This is a genomic window from Blautia sp. HA8986 (assembly GCF_056504635.1).
The window spans coordinates 2,151,029-2,173,242 of sequence record NZ_JBWLUQ010000001.1; the positions used below are offsets into that span (position 1 = coordinate 2,151,029).

At 40.2% G+C, this 22,214-nt stretch carries 23 protein-coding genes; 7 read left to right on the plus strand and 16 right to left on the minus strand.

The genetic code is table 11. The features are described 5' to 3' along the window. Window positions 1–5: 5 nt before the first annotated feature. The 6 genes from AC04Q4_RS10105 to AC04Q4_RS10130 all read right to left on the minus strand — a co-directional run bounded on the left by AC04Q4_RS10105 (window position 6) and on the right by AC04Q4_RS10130 (window position 6,800). Complete coding sequence (locus AC04Q4_RS10105; protein ID WP_262526935.1) at window positions 6–1,355, minus strand: site-specific DNA-methyltransferase; 1,350 nt, start codon at window positions 1,353–1,355, stop codon at window positions 6–8. Further along, complete coding sequence (locus AC04Q4_RS10110) at window positions 1,258–1,464, minus strand: helix-turn-helix domain-containing protein (RefSeq protein ID WP_262526932.1); 207 nt, start codon at window positions 1,462–1,464, stop codon at window positions 1,258–1,260. Before AC04Q4_RS10110 ends, AC04Q4_RS10105 begins: the two co-directional genes overlap by 98 nt. A gap of 76 nt (window positions 1,465–1,540) precedes the next feature. Then, the gene (locus tag AC04Q4_RS10115; RefSeq protein WP_476388904.1) at window positions 1,541–3,103 is read right to left on the minus strand and encodes a recombinase family protein; all 1,563 of its coding nucleotides are present in this window, start codon (window positions 3,101–3,103) and stop codon (window positions 1,541–1,543) included. Further along, on the minus strand, window positions 3,096–4,751 hold the full coding sequence (locus AC04Q4_RS10120) for a recombinase family protein (protein ID WP_476388905.1): 1,656 nt from the start codon (window positions 4,749–4,751) through the stop codon (window positions 3,096–3,098). The genes AC04Q4_RS10115 and AC04Q4_RS10120 overlap by 8 nt, the downstream gene beginning before the upstream one ends. Continuing rightward, on the minus strand, window positions 4,752–6,425 hold the full coding sequence (locus tag AC04Q4_RS10125; protein WP_476388906.1) for a recombinase family protein: 1,674 nt from the start codon (window positions 6,423–6,425) through the stop codon (window positions 4,752–4,754). Between the two features lie 129 nt (window positions 6,426–6,554). Continuing rightward, a complete protein-coding gene (locus AC04Q4_RS10130) occupies window positions 6,555–6,800 on the minus strand; it encodes a DUF6870 family protein (protein WP_476388907.1) in 246 nt (81 codons plus the stop codon). Window positions 6,801–7,446: 646 nt separating this feature from the next. Between AC04Q4_RS10130 and AC04Q4_RS10135 the strand changes: the two genes are divergently transcribed. Then, complete coding sequence (locus AC04Q4_RS10135) at window positions 7,447–8,022, plus strand: helix-turn-helix domain-containing protein (RefSeq protein WP_118061848.1); 576 nt, start codon at window positions 7,447–7,449, stop codon at window positions 8,020–8,022. A gap of 149 nt (window positions 8,023–8,171) precedes the next feature. Here the strand turns inward: AC04Q4_RS10135 and AC04Q4_RS10140 are convergent, their stop codons facing one another. Continuing rightward, complete coding sequence (locus AC04Q4_RS10140) at window positions 8,172–8,306, minus strand: hypothetical protein (RefSeq protein ID WP_278278472.1); 135 nt, start codon at window positions 8,304–8,306, stop codon at window positions 8,172–8,174. A gap of 446 nt (window positions 8,307–8,752) precedes the next feature. On the opposite strand from AC04Q4_RS10140, the gene AC04Q4_RS10145 reads away from it, so the two are divergent. From AC04Q4_RS10145 to AC04Q4_RS10165, 5 genes are all read left to right on the plus strand, one after another. Further along, window positions 8,753–9,127, plus strand: coding sequence for a GntR family transcriptional regulator (locus AC04Q4_RS10145; protein ID WP_021908000.1), 375 nt, complete (start codon window positions 8,753–8,755; stop codon window positions 9,125–9,127). Window position 9,128: 1 nt separating this feature from the next. Beyond that, window positions 9,129–9,986, plus strand: a complete 858-nt coding sequence (locus AC04Q4_RS10150; protein WP_118061846.1) for an ABC transporter ATP-binding protein — start codon at window positions 9,129–9,131, stop codon at window positions 9,984–9,986. Next, window positions 9,983–10,624 carry an ABC-2 transporter permease gene (locus tag AC04Q4_RS10155; RefSeq protein WP_049947370.1) on the plus strand — a complete coding sequence of 214 codons (642 nt, stop codon included), beginning with the start codon at window positions 9,983–9,985 and terminating at the stop codon, window positions 10,622–10,624. The genes AC04Q4_RS10150 and AC04Q4_RS10155 overlap by 4 nt, the downstream gene beginning before the upstream one ends. 17 nt (window positions 10,625–10,641) lie before the next feature. Beyond that, entirely contained in the window at window positions 10,642–11,025 is a 384-nt protein-coding gene (locus tag AC04Q4_RS10160) for a DUF3592 domain-containing protein (protein WP_118061906.1), read from the plus strand. Between the two features lie 256 nt (window positions 11,026–11,281). Next, window positions 11,282–11,455, plus strand: coding sequence for a cysteine-rich KTR domain-containing protein (locus tag AC04Q4_RS10165; protein ID WP_118368937.1), 174 nt, complete (start codon window positions 11,282–11,284; stop codon window positions 11,453–11,455). A 121-nt stretch (window positions 11,456–11,576) separates the two neighbouring features. Here the strand turns inward: AC04Q4_RS10165 and AC04Q4_RS10170 are convergent, their stop codons facing one another. From AC04Q4_RS10170 to AC04Q4_RS10210, 9 genes are all read right to left on the minus strand, one after another. After that, on the minus strand, window positions 11,577–12,266 hold the full coding sequence (locus AC04Q4_RS10170) for a DUF6040 family protein (RefSeq protein WP_243003805.1): 690 nt from the start codon (window positions 12,264–12,266) through the stop codon (window positions 11,577–11,579). Then, entirely contained in the window at window positions 12,202–13,443 is a 1,242-nt protein-coding gene (locus tag AC04Q4_RS10175) for a relaxase/mobilization nuclease domain-containing protein (RefSeq protein WP_243003804.1), read from the minus strand. Before AC04Q4_RS10175 ends, AC04Q4_RS10170 begins: the two co-directional genes overlap by 65 nt. Then, window positions 13,392–13,772 (minus strand): plasmid mobilization protein, encoded by a 381-nt coding sequence (locus AC04Q4_RS10180; protein ID WP_118061843.1) that lies wholly within the window; start codon window positions 13,770–13,772, stop codon window positions 13,392–13,394. The genes AC04Q4_RS10175 and AC04Q4_RS10180 overlap by 52 nt, the downstream gene beginning before the upstream one ends. An 821-nt stretch (window positions 13,773–14,593) precedes the next feature. Continuing rightward, window positions 14,594–15,046 (minus strand): hypothetical protein, encoded by a 453-nt coding sequence (locus tag AC04Q4_RS10185; protein WP_476388908.1) that lies wholly within the window; start codon window positions 15,044–15,046, stop codon window positions 14,594–14,596. Then, window positions 15,043–15,987, minus strand: coding sequence for a ParM/StbA family protein (locus tag AC04Q4_RS10190; RefSeq protein ID WP_476388909.1), 945 nt, complete (start codon window positions 15,985–15,987; stop codon window positions 15,043–15,045). Before AC04Q4_RS10190 ends, AC04Q4_RS10185 begins: the two co-directional genes overlap by 4 nt. 194 nt (window positions 15,988–16,181) lie before the next feature. Then, window positions 16,182–18,020: a phage/plasmid primase, P4 family gene (locus AC04Q4_RS10195; protein WP_476388910.1), complete on the minus strand. Its 1,839-nt coding sequence runs from the start codon at window positions 18,018–18,020 to the stop codon at window positions 16,182–16,184. A gap of 110 nt (window positions 18,021–18,130) precedes the next feature. After that, window positions 18,131–18,478, minus strand: a complete 348-nt coding sequence (locus AC04Q4_RS10200; protein ID WP_476388911.1) for a TnpV protein — start codon at window positions 18,476–18,478, stop codon at window positions 18,131–18,133. A 90-nt stretch (window positions 18,479–18,568) separates the two neighbouring features. Then, window positions 18,569–20,395: a S8 family serine peptidase gene (locus AC04Q4_RS10205; RefSeq protein ID WP_476388912.1), complete on the minus strand. Its 1,827-nt coding sequence runs from the start codon at window positions 20,393–20,395 to the stop codon at window positions 18,569–18,571. Between the two features lie 203 nt (window positions 20,396–20,598). After that, window positions 20,599–21,696, minus strand: a complete 1,098-nt coding sequence (locus AC04Q4_RS10210; RefSeq protein WP_179976618.1) for an RNA-guided endonuclease TnpB family protein — start codon at window positions 21,694–21,696, stop codon at window positions 20,599–20,601. A gap of 177 nt (window positions 21,697–21,873) precedes the next feature. Here AC04Q4_RS10210 and AC04Q4_RS10215 point away from each other — a divergent pair, with 177 nt between their 5' ends. Next, on the plus strand, window positions 21,874–22,170 hold the full coding sequence (locus AC04Q4_RS10215) for a helix-turn-helix transcriptional regulator (protein ID WP_179976617.1): 297 nt from the start codon (window positions 21,874–21,876) through the stop codon (window positions 22,168–22,170). Window positions 22,171–22,214: the final 44 nt, after the last annotated feature.

Sequence of the window (22,214 nt, forward strand, 5' to 3'; positions counted from 1 at the left end):
ACAGATCACATCCTTCCACTAATAATTAATTCTTCATGATATATTGCTCTTTGAGTTTTATCTGAAGAAAATTTCCCCGTATTATCTCTATAAGGAGTCAACATTTTCTTTGATATCTTTCTTTTTGCAACTTTTATATCAGAAAATCCATTTTCTTTAAGTGCCTCAATAAGATGTTCTGAATTCAATATTTTTACCCCTTTATACTCAGTATCTCCCACAACAAAGAAAGCCATTCCTCCTACATTTAGCATTTTGCTACAGCGTTTAACCACATTTTGCATATCAAGATAATATCTTGCGACAGAACGAACCTTAGAATACGAATCCACATTTTTAGTCAATTTTAAAACAATTTTCTTACCAACTTTGTTTAATGCATCCACATTAATTTGAAAATCATCTACATTGTATACACTTCCAATTGATCCTCTTCGTAATTCCCTGTAATCATCCGTAAATCCTAACCATAAAGAAGATAATTGATGCAAATCCGCATATTCATATGACGTTACATATGGAGGACTTGTTATAACTAGATCAACTTTTGGTAACTTTTTTATTGACAAAAAGTTATTATTTTTTATTTCTATCTTACTATTATTCGGGATATCTTCCATTTCTTTTATTGAACGCAAAAACTTATTATATTGATTATCAAACAATTTTATAATATTCGCCTCTTTCTTATTAGGATCTACCTGTGGTTTAATAGATTTTGTCAACCATTTTGAAGAAGCTTTTAATATAGATGAAAACAAACATAAAAAAGCAGTCTTATATTTTCCATTAGGAACACACATATCAATTGCCATTTTTATCTTTAACAATTCAATATAACTGTTTTCCTTAAACCAATATTTTAATCTTTCATTTGCATCTATATATACATTTTGTGACACATCTATTTTCTGAAGTGTCTTTCGAATCAATTCATAATATTTTTCAACGGTCTTAACATTATATGTTGCACTTTTAGTCTTTGCAATTAAAGTTGCAACTGGATTTATGTCACACCCCCAAAAGTTCTTTCCATGTATTTTTGCCTCTAGTGCAACTGTCCCACATCCACAAAAGATATCTGATACACATTCCACATTTACGCCTTCTTTTTCCGCATAATCGAATGCTTTCGAAGCAATAAATGCAGGGAACTTTGCCGGATAAGCATGTAAGGTATGCATTAAATATTCATCATCATTTCCAAAATTCCATTCATCATCAATCGCAATACTATTTGTTGATACATTAGCTAAACTAATCATCCTCCATGCCTCCTTCCAGTATAATATTTCTTTCTTTGCAAAATGCTCGAAACGCCTCAAGCGCCATAGGACTAGGATTAGCCTTTCCATTTTCCCATCTATTAACAGTCGAAAATGAAACTTTAAGTTCTCTCGCCAAACGCTCTTGACTCATTGATAATTTTTTTCTAACACTCTTTACAACTATCTTAAAAGGCATATTGCTCCATTCCTCCTTAAAAATATATTATAGCGTATGCTATAGCATCTAGCAATTGTTATTAATAAAAATCGAACTATTGTTTCTCATTCCATTCCACTTCCACTCTCCCATCATCATACACACATATTCCCTGCACATATTCTTCCAGCATCTCTCGTGTCAGCTTCTCATAGCCTAAATACTTCAACATTTGCTCCACCGGAATATTCTTTTTCATCAGGATTTCTTTCTCACCATTTATCAGTTCTTCCAGTTCCTGTACTCGTTTCTGCAGTCGTTCTCTTTCTTCTTCCAACTGCTTCTTGGCTTCCATAAACTGGTTCTGGTTCATCTGTCCCTCGTGATACTTCTCATAGTTCTGGCGGTTCTGGATTTTTATTTGTTCTTGACACTTTTCACAATCTGCACTTTCCGTCTTATAGGCTTCTATACTGTCCTCATGCTGTTTTCTCATGGATTGCTGCATCTGTTCTTGGCTGATATTCTGACGTAAGTAAGCCTTTATTTCTGCCAGCACGATATGCTCCAGCATTTTGTTATCCGCTTTCCCGGCAAAACAACCTGTATCTTCTTTTCCTTTACTGTAAGCGCAGCTATAAAGGATATGACCATGAACCGGACTGCTTGAAGTCAGACTTCTGCGACAATTTCCACACTTCACATAGCCACCTAACAGTGTTGTTTCCCTGTCAAATTTACTTTTCTTTGTGTATCTGATCTGCAGGGACTGTGCTTTTTCAAAAACTTCTTTTGATACGATCGGCTCATGGTGATTTTCCATCACTTTCCACTGATTTCTCGGCACTGGTACTTCTTTCCCTGTTCCGGGATCTGGAATCTTTGTCTTTCCATAGACCATACAGCCTATATAAGTCTTATCATCCACAATCTTCCGTATCATATCACTCGTCCACTGCAATCCTCTTGATGCAGCTTTCTTGCTGTCTGATTTCTGTCGTCTGCTCATAGACTGCAAGGGAGTCAATACACCCTCTTCATTGAATAACTTACAAATCTCTATCTTGGAATACCGCTGATTGGTCAGTTCAAATACTCTGCGGATTACTTCCGCTTCGTCCTCTACAATCACCAGTTCTTTCTTATTTTCAGGATTGATTCGATACCCATACGGTGCAGAGCCACAGCAATACTCACCTTTTCCTCGTCTGGTACTGACTGCCGCTTTTACCTTTACGGACTGGTCTTTCACATAAAAGTCTGCTATCAGTCCTTTAAACTGTACTTCAATATCCGAACTCTTTCCCTTATAATCTTTAGAATCATATCGGTCTGAGATAGAAATGAATCGTACTCCCAGGAATGGAAAAATCTGTTCCAGATAAGTTCCCATCTCAATATAGTTTCTGGCAAAACGTGAAAAATCTTTTACTACAATACACTGCACTTTATTCTCCCTGGCAAGTTCCAGAACCTGCTTAATTGCCGGACGTTCCATACTGGAACCAGAATATCCATCGTCGTAGAACTCCTGAAAGGGCATAGCCACCAGTTCAGGAATATTGGAAATATAATCTTTTACCAGTTTTCTCTGATTAATAATGCTGTTACTTTCTCCCTCTGAGTCATCTTCCATGGAAAGGCGGTAATATCCAATAATCAGTTTCTGATCACTCATGTTCTACCGCCCCCTTAAACCCGAAGTTGATTTCCAGTTTGCCATCACCATATAGATACATACTTTCAATCAAGCCTTCTGCAAGTTCCGCATTGATTCTGGTTGTCCCATCCAGCTCCAGCAGGCTTCGTAAAAATCTGGCTTCTTCTTTCTGCTGTTTTTCCAGTTTTCGTATAGTCTGCTCCAAAGACTTCTTTCTCTCTTCGCAGAACTCTTTCCAGTTATTACGGTCATCTTTCATTTCTATATAGGCTGCTTTGGAAAGTTCACCCTCTTTATATTGCATGAATGCCTGTGCCAGTTTTTCTGAACGTCTTTCCATATCTGCATCCAGTTTCCTGATCTCCGCTTGAATTTCTTTGATTTTGGAAAGAAATACCGCACTGCTTATAGCAGACATATCCTTTTTCCGTAAGTCAGATAACTGAAACTGTCTGGTCAGCTCCGAACGGACAATTTTCTGCAGTTTTCCTTCGGAAATAGATTTATGACTGCATTTCCTTTCATCCCGATACTGGGCAGCATTGCAAAAGTAAAGCACATCGTTTCCGTATCTGCGTGTGCACATTTTTCGCTTACAATCTCCACAATAGAATACATTGTAAAATGCTCTTTCATCCTCTTCCCATCCTGCTGTAGTTTTTGCTGCTTTCTGTTGTGCTGCTTTTAACCTGACCTGTGCTTTGTCAAACAATTCTCGACTGATAATCGCTTCATGAGCATTTGGCGTAATAATCCACTGACTTTCATCCAGTATGTCACACCATTTTTCCCCTCTTTGAAATCTTGATTCGTATTTTCTCTGAACCAGATCACCATAATAATTATTTCGGTTCAACACCGCACGTATCGAAGAATTTCCCCACTGATGAAGCTTTTCTCCGTCCTTACAGTACACATGATGATATCGGTTATAATCTGAAATTCGATGTACCCCATCCTCAAACAACCTGTCAATAATGCTCTGTATGCCATCTCCTGAAGCATATTCTTCAAAAATCCTGCGGACAATCTTTGCGGCTTCCTGTTCTACAATTAACTTATAAATTCCATTTACCTTTTCCACACAATATCCGTATGGAGCTGTAGATCCCACATACTCACCGTTCTTCTGTGCAATACGTTTCGCAGCCCGTTCTTTTGCAGAAATGTCTTTCGCATAAGCATCATTCACCAGATTTTTGATATTCATAGATAATTCCTGATTCTTAGCACCAGGTGCAAATGAATCATAGTTGTCACATACAGAAATAAACCGTACTTTCATAAAAGGAAGAATCCTTTCCAGATAGTTACCAGTTTCGATGTAATTTCTTCCAAATCGTGAGAAATCCTTTACCAGAATACAGTTTATTTTACCTGCCCTGACATCATTCATCATCCGTTCAAATCCCGGTCGGTCAAAATTTGTTCCGGTTTTTCCCAAATCAAAATATATGTCATATACAGCAATCTCATACTCTCTGTCTGGATTTTCATTGTGCTTCTGAATGAATTCTTTTATCAGCGTAACCTGTGTTTCAATAGATTCTGACTTTTTTTCATCACTGTCTACGGATAATCTGGCATAAATTGCAGCCATATATACCGGAATCCCAAGAACTTTCTTCTCTGTGTTTTTCTTATATCTTTTTGCTGTCCTTGCCATTTATCTCACCTCTTTCCTGCACTCTGTCCGGTGTTCCGCATAAAACCGTCTTATGACTTTCATTTTCTCAATCGTATCCTGATAACGGATATGAATTTTGATCTGTTTGTTTTCATAAATATAGATTTTATCTACGGTCAGTGCCAGCAATGTGCGATCCAGTTCTTTGATTTCCAGTGATTTCTTCCAGTCCTCCAACTGAACAGTTGCAGACACTCCACCCTCAAACATTTGCTTTACCAATTTTTTCTGATTCTCGATCATCTGCTCCAGTTCTTCACATTTTCTTCCGTAACTTTCCCGAAAATCATCGAACTCTTCTTTGCTGATCAGTCCCTCTTTCAAGTCATCACCTAAAGACGCTTTCAGACTGTAATAGCGGTTATATTCTTCCTGCAACTTACTAATCTGCGTATCATAACCGATTACCTGATCGTAGCTGACTTGCATCTCACAAAGTTCTTCCATAATCATCTGATAGTCTACAAAAAGTGCCGTATATGCCTGAATCTCTTTCAACACAATTCTTTTCAGCACCTCTTCCGGAACACTGTGTCTGGTGCAATCTCCACCTTTGTTCTTTGTCTGGCAGATATAAAAGGCTTTTTTCTTCCCCTTATACTGATTTACCCTGCGTATCATCGGTGTCTTGCAATCTCCGCAAAACACAAATCCCGAAAAAAAGTTTGCACTGTCTGATGTTTTCGATGCCCTGCCATCATATTGAAGCAGCTTCTGAACCACATCAAAATCATTCTGCCTGATAATTGCCGGATGCGTATTTTCTACTTTCACCCACTCTGATTCTGGCTTATCCAGGCGTTGCTTTACTTTATAGCTGATTCGTTCCTGCTTGCCCTGTACCATGTTTCCAATATAGACTTCATTGGTCAGAATCCTTTTGATCTGCACTGCCGACCATTTCGGTGTATCCGAACTATGGAATCCGGAATTGTAATTTTCACCATTTGCCTTTTTATATTCTTTTGGCGACTGCACATGACGTACATTCAGTTTTTCTGCGATTGCTCCAAGACTGAATCCATCAATTTTCCATGAAAATATTTTTCTTACAATATCCGCTGCATAAGAATCAATCACCAGACAATTCTTATTCTCCGGATCTTTGCAGTAACCATACGGGGCAAATGCTCCAATAAATTCACCTTTTTCACGTTTGATTTTCTGGTGGCTTCGCACTTTACCGGAAATGTCCCGGCAATAGCTTTCATTTACAAAATTTTTGATTGGAACAACAAATGACTTTTCTGAAAAATCTGCTGTTTTACTGTCAAACTGGTCTGTAACTGAAATAAAACGCACATTTAAAGCCGGGTAGGTCTTTTCGATCCATCGCCCGGCTTCTATATACTCTCTTCCGAATCTGGATAAGTCTTTTACAATCACGCAGTTTACTTTTCCAGCTTCTATATCAGTTGTCATTCGTTTAAACTCAGGTCGGTCAAAATTTCCTCCTGAGTATCCGTCATCCACATATATATCAAAGATCTGAATATCCGGCTGGCTTTTTACAAAGCTCCGAAGTAACTCTCTCTGATTTGCAATGCTGTTGCTCTCTGACTTCGCATCGCCCTCTTCCATATCATCTTTCGATAATCGAAGATACAATGCAGCATCGTATATATCTGGCATATTCATTTGCATCTGTTCCATTTTACATCGCTCCCAACTTACTTATTCCATTGAATAGAAGTCAGAAACCATGTATCACGTTCATTTTCCCTGACCTCACATTAACATAACATCTGTAGCTTCGCAAGATGTTTTTTTCAAGACTTGCATCTAATACATCAACTCCGTTCTTTTTCTAAGATAATCGCTAATGGCATCTGTGGCATCCATTTCTCCTGTCATCTCCACAACCACTACATATCCTTCATTCATGTGGGCATACGGCTGATCGCCGGATTTATCCAGAAAAGTTTCCACTTTCTCAGAAATAGCTTTATCCATATCAGAAATTAAATCTTCAATGTCCTTTAACTGCTTCAGATCAACACTGGAGTCTATTACTGACTGATTCACCATGATGCTCACCTCTTTTCCAACATATTCTTTGTATCAGTTGTCCTATACCTGCAATTTTCTCAATTGCATCACCTTACCTTTTCGTATTTTGTTCTCACAGTTTATCTATTGTTATAGCATTGCATATTCCGTTCGGCGTGTTGGCTTCCATTCGTATAATCTGCTGTCAGCGTTACTGCCAACCTCTATCAGAATATTTCTGAATGCTGGTAGCTTCTTCGCAAACTTACCAGCCGTTTCCGGAGTATCTTTGACGCTCGCCCGTAAAATCCTTTACAGGGTTATGGCATCTGTGGAATCAGATTATACAGCTCATGTAATTTTCAAGGTACAAAAGAGAGTTTTTTGAATATCCTTTCACTTATTACAGCCTAGAAACACCAAAATGTTGTTCTCTTCAAAAAAATCCTCTCACTAATAAAGCCTGACAGAATGATTTTACCAACCTAATTTTGCAATAATTTGCAAAATGTATTTATCCTCATCCGTACATTCGCTTTCATGCGAACCTTTATTGTACTGCTATTTTAATTCGCTTCCATGCGAATGTCAAGCGTTTTGTTCGCTTCAATGCGAATCTTTCTGTTTACATTCCTTGTTTTTGGTAGTAAAATGGATTTATCAAAAAGAAAGTTGGAAATTTGGTATGACAATCGGTGATAAAATAAAAAAAATCCGGACATTCCGGAATATGACACAGGCAGAACTTGGAGCTGCCCTCGGCTGGGGCGATAAAGGTGCAAACCGCCTTGCCCAATACGAAACGAATTACAGGGTTCCCCGTAAAGATCTGGTAACTGAAATGGCTAAGATTCTGGACGTAAATCCACTGGCACTGCATGAACCTACTACTATGGATGCTTCTGAACTTATGGAAATCCTGTTCTGGATTGATGAATTTAATCCGGCAGCTATCAATCTCTTTCAGTTAGAAACTTATCCCGGAGAGAAATGCAATTCCAGCGAAGATACCGCAGTCCGTTACCATAACTCTGACAACTGGCCTGCGCATCCACCTGTTGGTATGTGGTTCAATTATGGAGTTCTCAATGATTTTATGAAAGAATGGGTTCTCAGAAAAGAAGAACTGAAATCCGGTGAGATTACCAGAGATGAGTATTTTGAGTGGAAAATCAACTGGCCGCAGACCTGTGATGGGTGTGGGAAATATGAACCGAAAAGGCAGTGGCGATCTGTTAATGCTGAACTTAGTGAAACTTAGCAAAACTTAAATTTATTATGTTTTTTCTCGTTAGTCAAAGAGAAGGCACTGTAAAACCAATAATTCAGGGGTTTTCAGTGCCTTTTTCATGTTTTTTCTATTAAATTTTCCTCAGACACCTATATAAGTGAAACTTAGCGAAACTTAAATTATGCCCAATATGGAATATACTTTTTATACCTTGGTGCAGTATCCGGATCCATTACTTTAATATAGTCTCCGTCAACAGCACAGGTAAGAAGTCGAGATGCTTTCGCTTTCTCTTTTTCTCCCAGTCCAAACATTTTTCAAATATCCAAATTAGAAATACCCTCAAAATTAACATATGCCAGAAATGAAATATCCGATACCATTTCCAGCCACAATAAAATGCCGGGCAGCCAATATTATACCAATAAGTATCAATGCAATTCCATATAATACTTTTATCCACTGTATATTTAATTTTATCCAAGCGCTCCTTTCATATGAGGGTTTGGGACATTTCCCAACAAGCAATTTTACAGGGCAAAATACGGAAGTGGGTACTCGCTTCCTATGCTTGCTATGAAAGTTTTATCCCTTGTTATCTATTACAACGGGAAGCCCCTTTTTGCCAAAAGAGAGTAAAGAAAAACCCTGTAATTCCTCTCTATCTGTTTGTTTTCAGTATTATATTGACAATAATGTGCCTGTTGTTTATAATGTGTATGTACTTACATCACACTAAAAGAAAGGGGCGAGGGGATTTGTGAAAATACTAATTTCAAATACTTCTGACACTCCCTTATACCAACAGATAAAAGACCAGATTAAGGACGCCATATTAAAAGAAGAATTGGTTGAAGGGGACGCACTTCCCTCTATTCGGGCTTTTGCTAATGATTTGAAAGTGAGCGTCTTAACAATTCGACGGGTATATGAGGAGTTAGAACAGGAGGGATTTATTGTAAGTCAAGTAGGAATTGGGACATTTGTATCTACAAGCAATCTTGAATTACTCCGTGACTCCAAACGACGGCTTGTAGAACAAAAAATGGCGGATATGATACAAACAGCAAAATCACTGAAAATCAGTAAGGAAGAACTTAATTCCATGATGGATATTCTTTACGAGGAGGATTGAAATGAACGATATTTTGACAGTCAGCGGTTTAAATAAGTCGTATGGCGATTTTTCTTTGAAAGATGTGACATTCTCTTTGCCAGAAGGGTGTATCACAGGTTTTATTGGTGTCAATGGAGCAGGTAAAACAACAACGCTGCGGACGCTTTTAGGTCTGACGAACAAGCTATCCGGCAAAATTCAGTTTTTCGGTCTTGACATGGATAAGAATGAAAGAGAAATCAAAGACCGTATTGGTATAGTTTTAGACGGCGGGGGATTTTACGAAGAACTTTCGCTAAGTGAAATGAAAGGAATTATTTCGTCTGCGTACACTTCATGGTCTGAACAGGATTTTAAGCGGTACATGGATATGTTTTCGCTTGACCCGAAGCAAAAAATCAATAACCTTTCCAAAGGTATGAGAATGAAGTATGCTCTTGCTTTAGCTCTTTCTCATAATGCAGAACTTTTAATTATGGATGAGCCGACAAGCGGCCTTGATCCTTTAGTTAGGGGGCAGCTTTTGAAAATCTTAACTGAGTACATGGAAAATGGCGGAAAAGGTGTTTTCTTTTCGACACATATCACCTCTGACCTTGATAAGATTGCCGATATGCTCATTATGATTGATAACGGGCGTATCGTCTTTCGAGAGGAAAAGGATACCTTGCTTGACACATATCGGATTGTCAAAGGTGATAGTGGAGCTTTAACAACTGATACTCGCAAGCTCTTTTTATCTATATCGGAAACTGATTTTGGATTTACAGGAATTACAAAGCAAATTTCCGAAGTACGGTCTTATATTCCCAACATTATGGTTGAGCGTCCGACGATTGAAGATATTATGCTTGGAAATATCGGAGGTGAAAAATGATGTTGTTCGCCCTACTAAAAAAGGATTTTCTGATTGTAAAAAAATATGTGCTGATTATGCTTGTAGTTATTGCGCTTATCCCACCTGTCATGCGTTGGCGGACACCGGAGTTTACGGGAGTTTTTGGATTTATTCTTTCTGTCATTTTTGGCGTTTTCATGCTGTTGCAATATGTATCCCTAAAAGAGTATCAATTTCCAAAAGCTACGACATTACTATGTGCCACACCATTTTCACGGAAAGCGATAGTTTCATCAAAATACATTTTTTGCATGGCTATATATGCAATCTGTTGTATCGTTTTTGAACTTGAAACCTTATTTATGCCCGGATTAGGAACATCAGATATCAAGCTGTTTGCATTTATGTTTCTTATAGTATCTGTTTTTATTGGTATTTATTTGCCAATACAGTATAAGTTTGGATATGAAAAAACAAAGTTTGCCTTTGGGGTGATTATTATGGCTTCGCCATTTATTCTGCCACTGCTTATGAGAGCGGGAAATCTAAACTTGAACTTCCTCTCTATGTTTTCACCATACCTTGTTTATGGCGGTATTGTCCTTATTGGTTTTGCGATTTTAGCAATATCAGCATCTTTGTCTATAAAGATTTACGATAAAGCAGACTTGGCGTGATAAAGAAAGGTGGGACTATGGATAGAGATACTATTTTTCTTTATGTCATTGCTGCGATAGCATTGTGTTTCGGATTGATAAACTGTATTCAATTTTTTTTAAAAGGAAACAAAACGGCAGAAACCGTCGGTACGATTATTTCTTTCAAAACAATAAATCCAGAAAACTCAAAATTTCGTAATTCAAAATGGGCGACCGTTTCGTATAAAGTGAATGGAAGAACGTATCAGTCCCAAAACTGCATACAAGTACCAATGGCGTCACAGATTGGAACTACCGTTACCGTGCGTTATGACACGCAAAATCCGGAAAAATTGTATAGTTTTTCTATTTTACGAATTATTGTATCACTTATTGTTGCTGCTATCTGCATTGCAGCGGCTATATTCAATCTTGTATAAGATAAGGAGGATTGAGATTATGCCACATTTTCCAGATTGGTTTGTAGCTATATGTGTTTTACTTCCTGTTTCCAATGTTATATACAAAACATGGAAGAACAATAAGAAAAAATAGTTATCAAAGAGCCTGACACACAGTCACAGAGCCGATGAACTATGAGAAATTGTAGTCCATTGGCTCTTTTAGGATATACTTATAAATAGGCAAAAGCCGGACGATCAACGCGGAGCTATGCCATTATTGGAGGTGTAAAGAGTGAATGCCAATCGAAAAAACTCTCTTTGGATCCATTGCCCGATTTGCGGAGGAAAAACGAGAACAAAAGTATATGACGATACTGTTCTCGTAAAGTTTCCGCTGTACTGTCCGAAGTGTAAGAAAGAAATAAAGATAGATGTAATACAACTAAAAATGGTGTTAAGCAAATGAGCCAGACATATAAAGTGCAGAGCCAGCTTCTTCTTTAGAAGAGATTTACTTCTTTTCGGGATTTTTACTGCATTTTTTAATTTTTAGGCTGAATGGCATTCTTTGCTGTTCAGACCCTTGTCTATTTAGTATCATGGATCCAATTGATTCCCATATTGATAAACACAAATAACAGGATCAAATTCACAGGTAGATACCCTCTGATTACATCTCCAAGCACTGCTATCCCTGAAAGGCTTCCTATCAAAAACATTTGTGAAATTTCGTTCCACCTTTTTTTGTATCGTTTTATTGCTTCTACAATCATTACTATCATAATTGCCAATATAAAAATTATAGCTACGATTGCCAAAATCCTGATAACCCAGGCTTCTCCCCCCGTATAAGCTATTTTCTGATTGAACCCATTATCATAAGTCGGATATACCAACCATTCACAAAATCGAACATACCATGTGAATGGAATCCTAAAAAAATCTATGAAATCATGCTGAAAAGCACCATTCTGTATGATTGCAAACAGGATTACTGTAATGTATCCTATTCCCCAGAAATATTCTGCGTCCCTCATTTTTTCGGTTCTGGCCTTTACTTCTTTTTTCGTTTTACGGATTTCCATCTCTGCACGTTTCTTTTCATTACGGGCTTTTGCTTCTGCCTGTTCCATCTTTTTCTCTGCTTCTTTCTGTTTCTTCTGTGCATCATCTACTGCTTCAACAGATGATTTGTTCACCTGTATCTGTAGTTTAGAGTTCTGGTCCCGAATGTCTTTTATTTCTTCTTCGAGCTGCTCCTGCTCGCTCCTGCTCATTAATCCATTTCTGTTCCTCAGATCGTCGTTGCTCTGCTGAAGCGATTGATTCAGCTTCTGCGTTTCGGACAATTCGGTTGTCAGACACTGAATTTCTACGGTTGATTTCCGAACTTCTTCTCGCAATCTCTGCCTGTCGGATAAGATTGTCTGTTTCTCTTCTTCCAGCATCTGTATCTGCTTTTTCTGTGTCCGCATGAACTCTTTCGCTCTCTCGAAACTCTGCATTAGAAGATCTCTTTCTACTTTGAGCTTGATCGGTGATTCCTCCGGCAGCTGCGATGGCTGTGTCAAGTTCTCTGTAATAATTTCTGAGTTCTTCGGCTGCTCTGCTATCTCTGATTTCAATATCTCTGGATTTTTTCCTATTTCCATTAAATTCATTCTCTAGTCCCTCCTTGCTGATATCCAAATGAAATGTTTTGAACAGATTACTGTCACGTACTTTCTTTCCCTCTTGGTTCTGAAAAGTAATGTGCTTCCGTTTCTCTGTCCAGTTTACGTTCCATCCGAACTGCTTCATTTTTTCTATAAACTTTTCTTTGCTGATACAATTTTCCAGTGCTTTTAACACTGCCATTGCACAGTCCGCTACAAAGCTATCCTTTACCTGCTGACGGAACAGATTATATTTGTCTTTGCTCCATGCAATGACTTCCCCTTTTTCAATCTGACTTCCATCAAAATGCTTTCCTTTTTCGGCAACGGTCAGTCCTCGTTCCCGGCACATCTGATTGGTAAGCTGTTTCATACGTTCCAGATCTTTTCTGGTGTTATGCAGCTTTCTCCCATCTTCATAACTCACTGAATTAGTAACCAAATGGCAGTGGACATGGTCTTTATCCTTATGCACAGCCACTAAGGTCTGGAATCCACTGAACCAATTTTCTGCAAACTCTTTTCCGAATTCAAATGCCTGCTCTGAGGTGATCTGCTCGTCCTTATGCCAAGAAATAATATTGTGGGCGTACATTCTTCCAGTGTCTTTATCCCACATCTTCTTTTCTTCCAGAAAGGTTCTGTACACCAGATCATAGTTAATCTCATTATGGCAGTACGGGCCTGTTACATAGGTAAGCAGTTCGCCGGTCTTGTCTTGTCGTAAAACATATTCGATGCAGTTTCTCATTGCTCCATGTGTATTTGTCCGCTTATTAATCGTCTTATTAATAGCCATATTTTTTCACTCTCCTTCCGGTACTTGAGGACATTTTTATTGAGGAAATATAACATACTGTCGTTTGGGATTTCTCCATCTGTATGCAGTTTTCTTGCAATCTGATTGATATTTGTAGTCGCTCCCCGGAGCTGACAAAGGATGTCTGCAAACATCTGGTTCAGTCTTTTCAGTTCTTCCACTTCTTCTGCCGATGCTATCTTCAAGTCTGCGATTGCTTTTATCACAACTTCCTGTTGTGTTCTTCCTGATTCTTTCACCTTGTTTTGAAGCAGATCATATTCTGCTTTATTCATCCGTATGGTTACTGTATGATTTCGTTTTCTCATAGGCTTTCTGCTCCTTTCTTTGCTTAATTTTCATTCTTTATTGACAGATACGATATTCTGGCTGATAAACCAATAAAGGGATTCCATAAGGGTGCTGGACATCCAGTGGATGTCCGTTTAGCACCGACCGAAGTGGAGCGAAGACAACGCCCCTTTGGTGGGTGCAGGGTGAAACCCTAGTCAATCAGTAAGTGTTCCGTAGGAATGTCCGGTGGATATTTCGCAGGGATACTTACGCCATTGACGTGCCGGGGTTCCAAGGGGCAGAGCCCTCTGGCAAGTTTAGGAACAGCCCAAAGGCTGGCTCCGGTGCAGAGTGGCTTGCCACTTTGCGAAACTTGCCTGTCATCTCCCCACCACTGAATTAGCACCAGTCAAGTAACATTTCTCCTCTGCGTTATCCAACCTAAATAGAGATGACGGTGGTTTTGTGGTGCAGGAACTGACTGTGGAAGAAAGAGAAAAGCTCCCCTTTCGATAGATTTTCTCTTTCTGAAACAGGCTGTTCGTGCATCACTCCGATGCGAAGTATCGGACAATCATGTGCCGTATCCGGCACTCTATTCTTTTCTTCACCTTGCTTGTTCAATCCACCCATCTGCCAACGCTTTTCTGTTATATTTTCCTGTTATTTCTGTCTTTCTTTTTCTGGATCTCTTTCCAGCTCTGCTAAAAGACATAAAAATAGCAGTCATAAACATTTCTCCAATTCATAATGTCTGAAATGTCACCACTGCCATTGTCTTTTTCTGCTATTCTGTTTTTGTAAAGCTGTTCCTTACTGTCAATCTTATTCTCTGTTACTGTTATTCTGCAGCCAACTAAAAACTATCTGCAAAATCCAGTGCTGCATCCATATCAGCTTCTTTCTCCCAGTCCAGATTATTTTCTGCGATCTCTCCATCCGTTTTCTCCATTGTTAGTGTTCTGTCCGGCAGATTAATTTCTCCTACCGATTCTTTTACAAACGGTACAAGCATTTCCATCAGATTCTTCGCTATAGCCATCGGGACGGATTCTTTCACTCCATCCCGGACAGCTGTTTCCACTCTTTCCAGAAATGCATCTTCCTTTTCTCTGGTTTCCAGATACGGATCTGCTTCATTCCTGTACTCTCTGGAAAAATAATCGTTTAAAGCAACTACAACTGCTCTGGTGTACGATTTATATTTTTTCCTGTCCATCGTCTGCAAATATTCCCATGCCTGCCTGTCCTGTTCATCACAAAGGTTCAAACGGATATTTGTATTGATGGTTTTCCGTTCTTTTCTCATACAAGCATCCCTCCGTTTCTCTGGATCTTCCTTACGGTCATTGCTTCATAGCCTTTCGCTGTGGCACAGATGTCCCGTACAATCGTTACCCGGCTCTTGTCATATTCTCCAAAATTCTGGATCATACAACCGCCACCGCCGACCACATACAGACGCATCAGTTCTGGATTATATTCCCGTTCTCTCAGCTTATGGAAGATTTCTTTTGTATAATCTCCGGCAGCTTTATGAATGACTGTCAGATATTTCTCACCAATATCTGCTGTCCCGGTACGGATCACCTGCTCAATCACCAGATCGTCCACCACTGTTCCCAGTTCTTTCAGCAGACTTTCCCGGACAGCAAGCACACACTGATGCGTTCCATATTTCTCTGTAAAACATTTCTTCTCTAATGGACGGGAATTATTGATATACATAATGTTCATAGTTCCATTTCCAATATCTACCAGCATATTGATGCCTTTGAAATCCTGTAAGCGGTAAAAGGCTGCTGCAAATCCCTGTGGGTAAATATCAGCTCCTACAAACTCTACATGATACTCTTTATTGCGGAATATAAAATCCACGCTTTCATTCTGGAGAAGATATTTCTGGAAATCTTCTTTCTGTGTAGCTACCCAGGTAAGCGGAAGTCCGGCTGCAATGTGTACCTTTGCCCGATTCATTCCTTTCCCATCAAGTTCTCTTGCGATAGCCGCCAGTGTCAGCACATAATAGTCCTCATCCTGCGTTTTCTCTGCACAGAACTCCTTGTGTTCCTCTCCAATCTGGTAATACATGTCATTGTAAACAAGAAGATTATTCTGAAAGATTGGCTCCTTGTCATATCTGGCTGCACCGGATGGAAAGCATCTGGTGGCTGTTTTCATGTTTCCATACCCATGATCAATCCCGATCACCATAACTGTCTCATTATTGTTGTTTTTCATCATTCTCATAATCATACCTCATACTTTCTTAATATTTATTTTTGACTTTCTCCCAAATTCGGGAAAAACCTATATTTGTATCAGCTAAAATGTTGATACATAAAAAGGGCAGTCAGTGTAAAAAAAGCAAAATTTTATGTACTCTGGCAGCTATCTTTGTTATTTCTCCTGCTCCGGTAACATTTCTTTTTGCTTATTTTGCCCTAAATGCCCTTAATTCCCTGATTCATATTTAACTGTAACTGTTTATAATCTGTATCTGTTTCTTCAAAAGGTATTCTTTCTTCTAGATCTACAGGGCAAAAATCTTCTTCCTTAACTGCAATATCCTGATAATAGAACTCACCATTGTACTGCTTCAGAAGGAAACCTTTATCTGTCATATTCCTGAAAAAGTTGGATTTACCATGCCCCTGTCTGCCATTCTCTTTGCAGTATTCCTCATACATATGGAACACTTCACTTCGTTTCAGACGTTTTCCTTTGACACGCACCAATGACTCATCAATAAAAGCACAGATACTATCTGACGTCCGTTGTACTTCTCTTACACATTCTTTGCTGTGTTCGCTCTCCGTGAACTTTCCCTGTTCGTACAGATTTTTCAATGCAATCATCGCCATATGAATTGCATAATCGGATTCTGCCTGTACCTTTTCCTTTAAGTGCAGATCTTTTTCACCACTTTTTACTACCCGGTTCATATCAAGAATCAGTAGTCTACGGTAAAAAGCATCTGACTTATCCTCAAGATTCTGCGGCATTTCATTGGTAGAAAAAAGCAGCTTCGCATAAGAGTGAAAATGGATTGCATCCTGTCCCTTTTTCTCATAGATCAGTGTGTCCTCACCGACTGCTTTCTTTAATACATCTGTGTTCTCCATTGCTTTGCATGGAATATCCGCACAGGCATTTAACAGCTTTCCGTACATTCCAGTCGCATAGAATCGTTTGTTCAAATCCTGCAAAGAAATGCTGGACATATTGGTGATTCCAACTACATGCTGGATCAGCGATACTGCCACAGACTTTCCGGTTCCACCATTTCCTTTCAGCGTAAGGAATTTTTGAAACTGCGTATCCTGTGTCATGCAGTATCCAAAATACTCCCAGAATGTCTGCTGTTCTTCTTTGTTCGGAAGAGAAGATGCAAGATACTTTTTGATATTTTCTCCACCTTGTAACACCTGCTCACAATCCTCTGGATAATAGGGAAATGGAATCTGATTGATTGTCAGATAATCTGGATTGTGTTCCAGCATTTCGCCCGTAACCGGATCATAATATCCATTTTTGAAATTGATCCACCGCACAGGTTGTTTATTTAGTTCATATGCCTCTCGGTGAACTTTTGGCTGTGTGATCAGTAGATTATAGATTCTTTTGATCACGCCACTCTGTACCTGGTCACGATAGATCAGCTTCTGGATACGGTATTTCATTCTTACCCCATCATGGTCTTCCAGGAAAACGCCATGCTCATAATAATACGGTGTGATTCCCACCACAAAAAACCGAACATTCTCCACCAGGTAATCTACAATCTCCATATCCCGGACACCTTTCACATTTCCTTTTGCATCAAATAAGTGAAACCGGCTCAGTTCCGGTTCTTCTTTTGGATTTCGCTCAAACCGAAGAATATACTGTTCCAGTAATTTCTCAACTTCTTTCTGATTATCCAGTTTGCCAAGATACTCTTTCTCTTTGAACAACTGCCAGCCTGCTTTTCCATCAAGACCAGCGTCTTTGAAAAATGTCTGTAACTTATCATTCATCCACTTCACCGTACAGGCAGACACATAATGATAGGCACTCTGACAGCTTCCAGTAAATTGAATAGACCTCATTTCCTCTATAAAGGAATCTGCACTGAAATAATACCCGTCATCTTCCTGCACCAGACAAAGTGCCTGATAACCTGACATCACAATATTCAACGCTATATCCTGATTGTCCACCAGAAAGATATAGGTCTGTGCTGTCCCTTCCGGATTGGTTTCCATATAATGCTTCAAAAACTTCTTGTTCAAACTTATCACTTCCTTTCAGGCAAAGAAAAAGACGCAAGCCATATTTTATGACTCACGCCTTACTTCGCTCACAATATTCTATTTTTATCAGTTACTGCCAGATTAGTTACTGGCAATCCTTATACATAAATCAATTCCTTGAGAATAATCTCCTCCGCAATCGCTCTGTGCTGATTGGCAGCTCTTACCCATGCCATCTGGTCTTTCTCCTTATCCGGCAGCGGTTCTTTTTCTTCCAACTGTTTCAGAATTACCTCCTCCCGTTCCCTAGCTGCCTTGTTCACTTCCAGAAGATGCTCTCCAATGGTATCCTGTAAAAGCATCACCTGATACATTGAATTTCGATGGTTTTTCAGATAATCTCTGCGTAAGAATCCATATTTGCCAAGTTGCTCCATCTGCTCACCGGATTTATAGGTGAGATTCGGGATCAGGTATCCATTTACATTTGTATAAGTCAGTTTCATATTACTGTGACCTCTCTTTCGTTTAAACTTTTATCTGTAACAAAACCAGATGTTCATGTTGCGTCATTGCTACAAATCTTTCTTTCCATATCATTTTGAATCCAACCCGGGCAGATTTTCTTCAAAATCATGGCGGAAGTGCTTCGTTTCTGTGTTGGGAAAATGAACGGAAACACTTGATTTTACTGACTTTCTTCCATGTGACCTTATTATAACGTTCTCCCCCCATCCCACCTCCACATTCGGATACTCCTCATACCCGCCCACTCTCTGCGCACCTTTCCGCAGGTAGGCCTTTACCTTTTCCCCATAAAGAAACGGATCATTTCCTTTCACGATTCCCCACTCCATAAGCAGTGCTGCGCTTCCGCTGACAAAGGGTGCCGCAAAGGAGGTTCCGGTAACAGTGGCGTAGCCTCCACCGGGAACCGGGGCGGAGACGGATACGCCGGGAGCTGCGAGGTCAGGCTTCCGGATCGGCAGGAACTGACTTCCCCTTCCGGAAAAATCTGCGTAGGCATTCAGTCTGGAATCATAAGCTCCAACAGAAATAACTTTTCCGGCAGTGGAAGGAATCGTCAGGGTTCCCACTGCCCGAGGAAAATAAAATCCGGTTCCGCGGTTCAGTACATTTCCGCCCGGCAGCCATAGAAAATACTGACCGGAACGCACATGTTTTCCACTTAAAAGAACTTTCCAGACACCGCTGTCCACATAATTACCCACAGGAATGAAATCTATGTAGATCTCCTGAGACAGCTGATAGGGACCAGGTTTTCCATAATAGATCAGAAGCTCTGTATTTTCCAGCAGATGTCGCTGTGGGCCCAGCCTTTCATATAATGGACCGATCCGTTCTCCGGACGGACTTTCCAGATAAATTTCCATCTCATCTTCATAATCCTTCCATAACTGTACATTCAATGTGGGCTCAAAAGCTCCCACCGCCAACTGGATTTCTTCTGTTTTCCCCTGCTGCAGGATTCCGCCTGCATGCCAAGGCTGGCTGCCGTTATTCCCGGTTCCTGTAACGATCACAGTCCGCCCTATGGCCGCAACAGTATCAATGTAATTTTCCAGAAGGGAATCCCCTCTGTGGGAACCATAATTATTCCCAAAGCTGATGTTTATGACGATCGGTTTTCTCATCTTCACTGCCTGCCGTATCAGGTAATCAATCCCCTCCATCAGCTCCGTTGTCCGCGGAAATGAATTTTCCCGTGGATTTCCCATCTTTACCACCAGAAGATCACTTCTATACGCAACGCCTCGATTCACTCCATCCGATGCTCTTCCATTTCCTGCTGCTATTCCAAGAACTGCCGTCCCATGTCCACTGAAATCCCCCGACGGAACAAGGCGCCTGCCTTCGGTTTCCCCGAGTGCAAGCGCCTCATCAATTTCTTCTTTCGTATATTCAGTTCCTAATACATAGTTTTCCGGTGGATTTCCAGCTACACTCTGATCCCACAGTCGCAGGATCCGAGTACTGCCATCCTCGTTTCTGAAATCTGGATGGAAATAGTCCACTCCGGAATCCACAATGCCCACCAAAATACCTTCGCCGGTTAAGCCATCGGCTCCATTCTGCACCGGCAAAATGCAGCTTGCCTCCCGCTCTTCAAAGGTCTCAAAGTAGAGTCTCTTGGGCTTTTCTATAAACTCGATCTGCTCTCTGACTGAGTATGCAGCAATTTCCGATTCCGGCAGTGTCACTACTGCATAACCACCAAGCAGCGGGACCACCTGGATCCGCTCACCACCAAGTCCGCTTTCCGGGCCACTGTACTTCACGATCACCTCCCACAGCCTGGTGGTGGGATCATACCCCACATTCAGATTTTCCGATTTCGCCCGCTCCTGCGGCAGGGCATTCATGGCAAGATTAAGAAGATTCTCTATTTTCTGGTCTGGCATAAGGCTTTCATTTCCATTGATACATTTTTTTTATTATATGCAAAGCCTTCAGGTGACATGCTCCCACCACTTAAATCTTACGATTTTGAAGTGGGGGCTTCCTGCTCGATTGCCTTTTAAGGCAAAGCTAAAACAGGCTATCCCCGCGTGTCCCGCGGTTTTGTTTTTATGTTTATCCAGTTACGGATTTTTTTCTTGTGCCGTCAGGCACATTCTTTATAAATCCTTTTTCCTTCTTCCCGAATATTGACTGCTGCATTTACATCCCGGTCCATCCGGTTTCCACATTCACAGACATACACCCGTTCCGATAGCGCCAGTTCCTTTTTCTTATTGCCGCATACACTGCAGATCCTGCTGGATGCAAAATAACGGTCTACTTTTATAAGATATTTTCCGCGCTCTTCCAGTTTGTATCCCAGCATGGACAGAAACTGCCCGTACCCGTTATCCTGTACGCCTTTCCCAAGATGCAGCCCTCTGGACATTCCCTTCAGGTTCAGATCTTCCACGCATACTGCATCATATCTTTCAGCAAGTTCCCTGCTGAGCTTATGCTGGAAATCTTTTCTCTGGTTCTTTATCTTTTCATGACATAAAGCTACCCTTTTCTTCTGTTTCTGATAGTTCCGGCTTCCTTTTTCGCAGTGGGAGAGTCTCTTCTGTTCCCTTGCAAGTTTTTTCTCTGCTTTTCTGTAAAACATAGGATACCCGGCTCTTTCCCCTGTAGAAAATACACACATTCCCCGCATGGCAAAATCGATCCCAAGGAATTTTTCTGCCGGACTTTTTTCCACTGTTTGGTTCTCACAGCAGAACAAAAGACTGGCAAAATATTTCCCGGATGGCTCACGGCTCACAGTTACAGACTTCAGTTTCCAGTCTGATGGGATCTGGCGGTGAAGTTTTATTTTTATGGCGGACATCTTTGGAAGTTTCAGATGGGTATCCTGTAAAAGGATATTCCCGTTTACTGCATTGGTCGTATAAGAATTTCCTGCATGTTTTTTTGATTTATAGCGGGGGAATCCGCAGGATGGTTCCCGGAAAAACTTCCGGAACGCACTTTCCAGATGCAACTGCACATTCGCCAGGGCAAGGGAGTCCACCTCCTTCAGCCAGGGATATTCCTTCTTATATCCGGTAGGTGTGTTCCGGAGCATCTTTTTTTCTTTCTGGTAATAACTGATCTTGTCCGCAAGCATCTGGTTATAGATAAAACGGCCGCAGCCGATTGTCTTCTCTATCTGAACTCTCTGCTCTTTATTTGGATAGATCCTTATTTTTACGGCGCGGTTCATTCTTATCACCCTGGCTTCTCTATATCGCCTGATACATGGTTACAAACTAATTGTTCTTTTTTATTATACTACATTAGAGCTATAAGAACAAGTGTTCTTTCTGTATCATAAGATTTTCTTGAGCAGACATGCTCAGATGTGCAATTCATCTCACCACCTGAAGAGGTGGGAGAATTCTTGCTACATTTGTTAAAGAACCATCATGATCCGCTTACGGTAAGTGATGTTGCAGCCTATGTCGGATTCAGCAAATCATATTTCTCTGCTTATTTTAAAAAGACCCTTGGTTTTTTTGTCAGTGCATTTATTTTGCGCTGTAAGCTGGAGGAAGGTAAAGAATTGCTGCAATACACAAACAAATCTATCAGCACGATCAGCACATTTTTATGCTTCTCCAGCCAGAGCCACTTTCAGACTGCCTTTAAAAAGCAATTCGGAATGACTCCCAATGAATGCAGGCGCATGGGATCATAAATCGTCTTTAGATATCTCAAAATTCCATGGATGTAAAAAGGCAT

Bases quoted from the DNA above. Each gene is read 5' to 3' on its own strand.
- AC04Q4_RS10105 (WP_262526935.1), bottom strand. From the start codon at position 1,355: ATGGAAAGGCTAATCCTAGTCCTATGGCGCTTGAGGCGTTTCGAGCAT.
- AC04Q4_RS10110 (WP_262526932.1), bottom strand. From the start codon at position 1,464: ATGCCTTTTAAGATAGTTGTAAAGAGTGTTAGAAAAAAATTATCAATG.
- AC04Q4_RS10115 (WP_476388904.1), bottom strand. From the start codon at position 3,103: ATGAGTGATCAGAAACTGATTATTGGATATTACCGCCTTTCCATGGAA.
- AC04Q4_RS10120 (WP_476388905.1), bottom strand. From the start codon at position 4,751: ATGGCAAGGACAGCAAAAAGATATAAGAAAAACACAGAGAAGAAAGTT.
- AC04Q4_RS10125 (WP_476388906.1), bottom strand. From the start codon at position 6,425: ATGGAACAGATGCAAATGAATATGCCAGATATATACGATGCTGCATTG.
- AC04Q4_RS10130 (WP_476388907.1), bottom strand. From the start codon at position 6,800: ATGGTGAATCAGTCAGTAATAGACTCCAGTGTTGATCTGAAGCAGTTA.
- AC04Q4_RS10135 (WP_118061848.1), top strand. From the start codon at position 7,447: ATGACAATCGGTGATAAAATAAAAAAAATCCGGACATTCCGGAATATG.
- AC04Q4_RS10140 (WP_278278472.1), bottom strand. From the start codon at position 8,306: ATGTTTGGACTGGGAGAAAAAGAGAAAGCGAAAGCATCTCGACTTCTT.
- AC04Q4_RS10150 (WP_118061846.1), top strand. From the start codon at position 9,129: ATGAACGATATTTTGACAGTCAGCGGTTTAAATAAGTCGTATGGCGAT.
- AC04Q4_RS10155 (WP_049947370.1), top strand. From the start codon at position 9,983: ATGATGTTGTTCGCCCTACTAAAAAAGGATTTTCTGATTGTAAAAAAA.
- AC04Q4_RS10160 (WP_118061906.1), top strand. From the start codon at position 10,642: ATGGATAGAGATACTATTTTTCTTTATGTCATTGCTGCGATAGCATTG.
- AC04Q4_RS10170 (WP_243003805.1), bottom strand. From the start codon at position 12,266: ATGAGCAGGAGCGAGCAGGAGCAGCTCGAAGAAGAAATAAAAGACATT.
- AC04Q4_RS10175 (WP_243003804.1), bottom strand. From the start codon at position 13,443: ATGGCTATTAATAAGACGATTAATAAGCGGACAAATACACATGGAGCA.
- AC04Q4_RS10180 (WP_118061843.1), bottom strand. From the start codon at position 13,772: ATGAGAAAACGAAATCATACAGTAACCATACGGATGAATAAAGCAGAA.
- AC04Q4_RS10185 (WP_476388908.1), bottom strand. From the start codon at position 15,046: ATGAGAAAAGAACGGAAAACCATCAATACAAATATCCGTTTGAACCTT.
- AC04Q4_RS10190 (WP_476388909.1), bottom strand. From the start codon at position 15,987: ATGAGAATGATGAAAAACAACAATAATGAGACAGTTATGGTGATCGGG.
- AC04Q4_RS10200 (WP_476388911.1), bottom strand. From the start codon at position 18,478: ATGAAACTGACTTATACAAATGTAAATGGATACCTGATCCCGAATCTC.
- AC04Q4_RS10205 (WP_476388912.1), bottom strand. From the start codon at position 20,395: ATGCCAGACCAGAAAATAGAGAATCTTCTTAATCTTGCCATGAATGCC.
- AC04Q4_RS10210 (WP_179976618.1), bottom strand. From the start codon at position 21,696: ATGAACCGCGCCGTAAAAATAAGGATCTATCCAAATAAAGAGCAGAGA.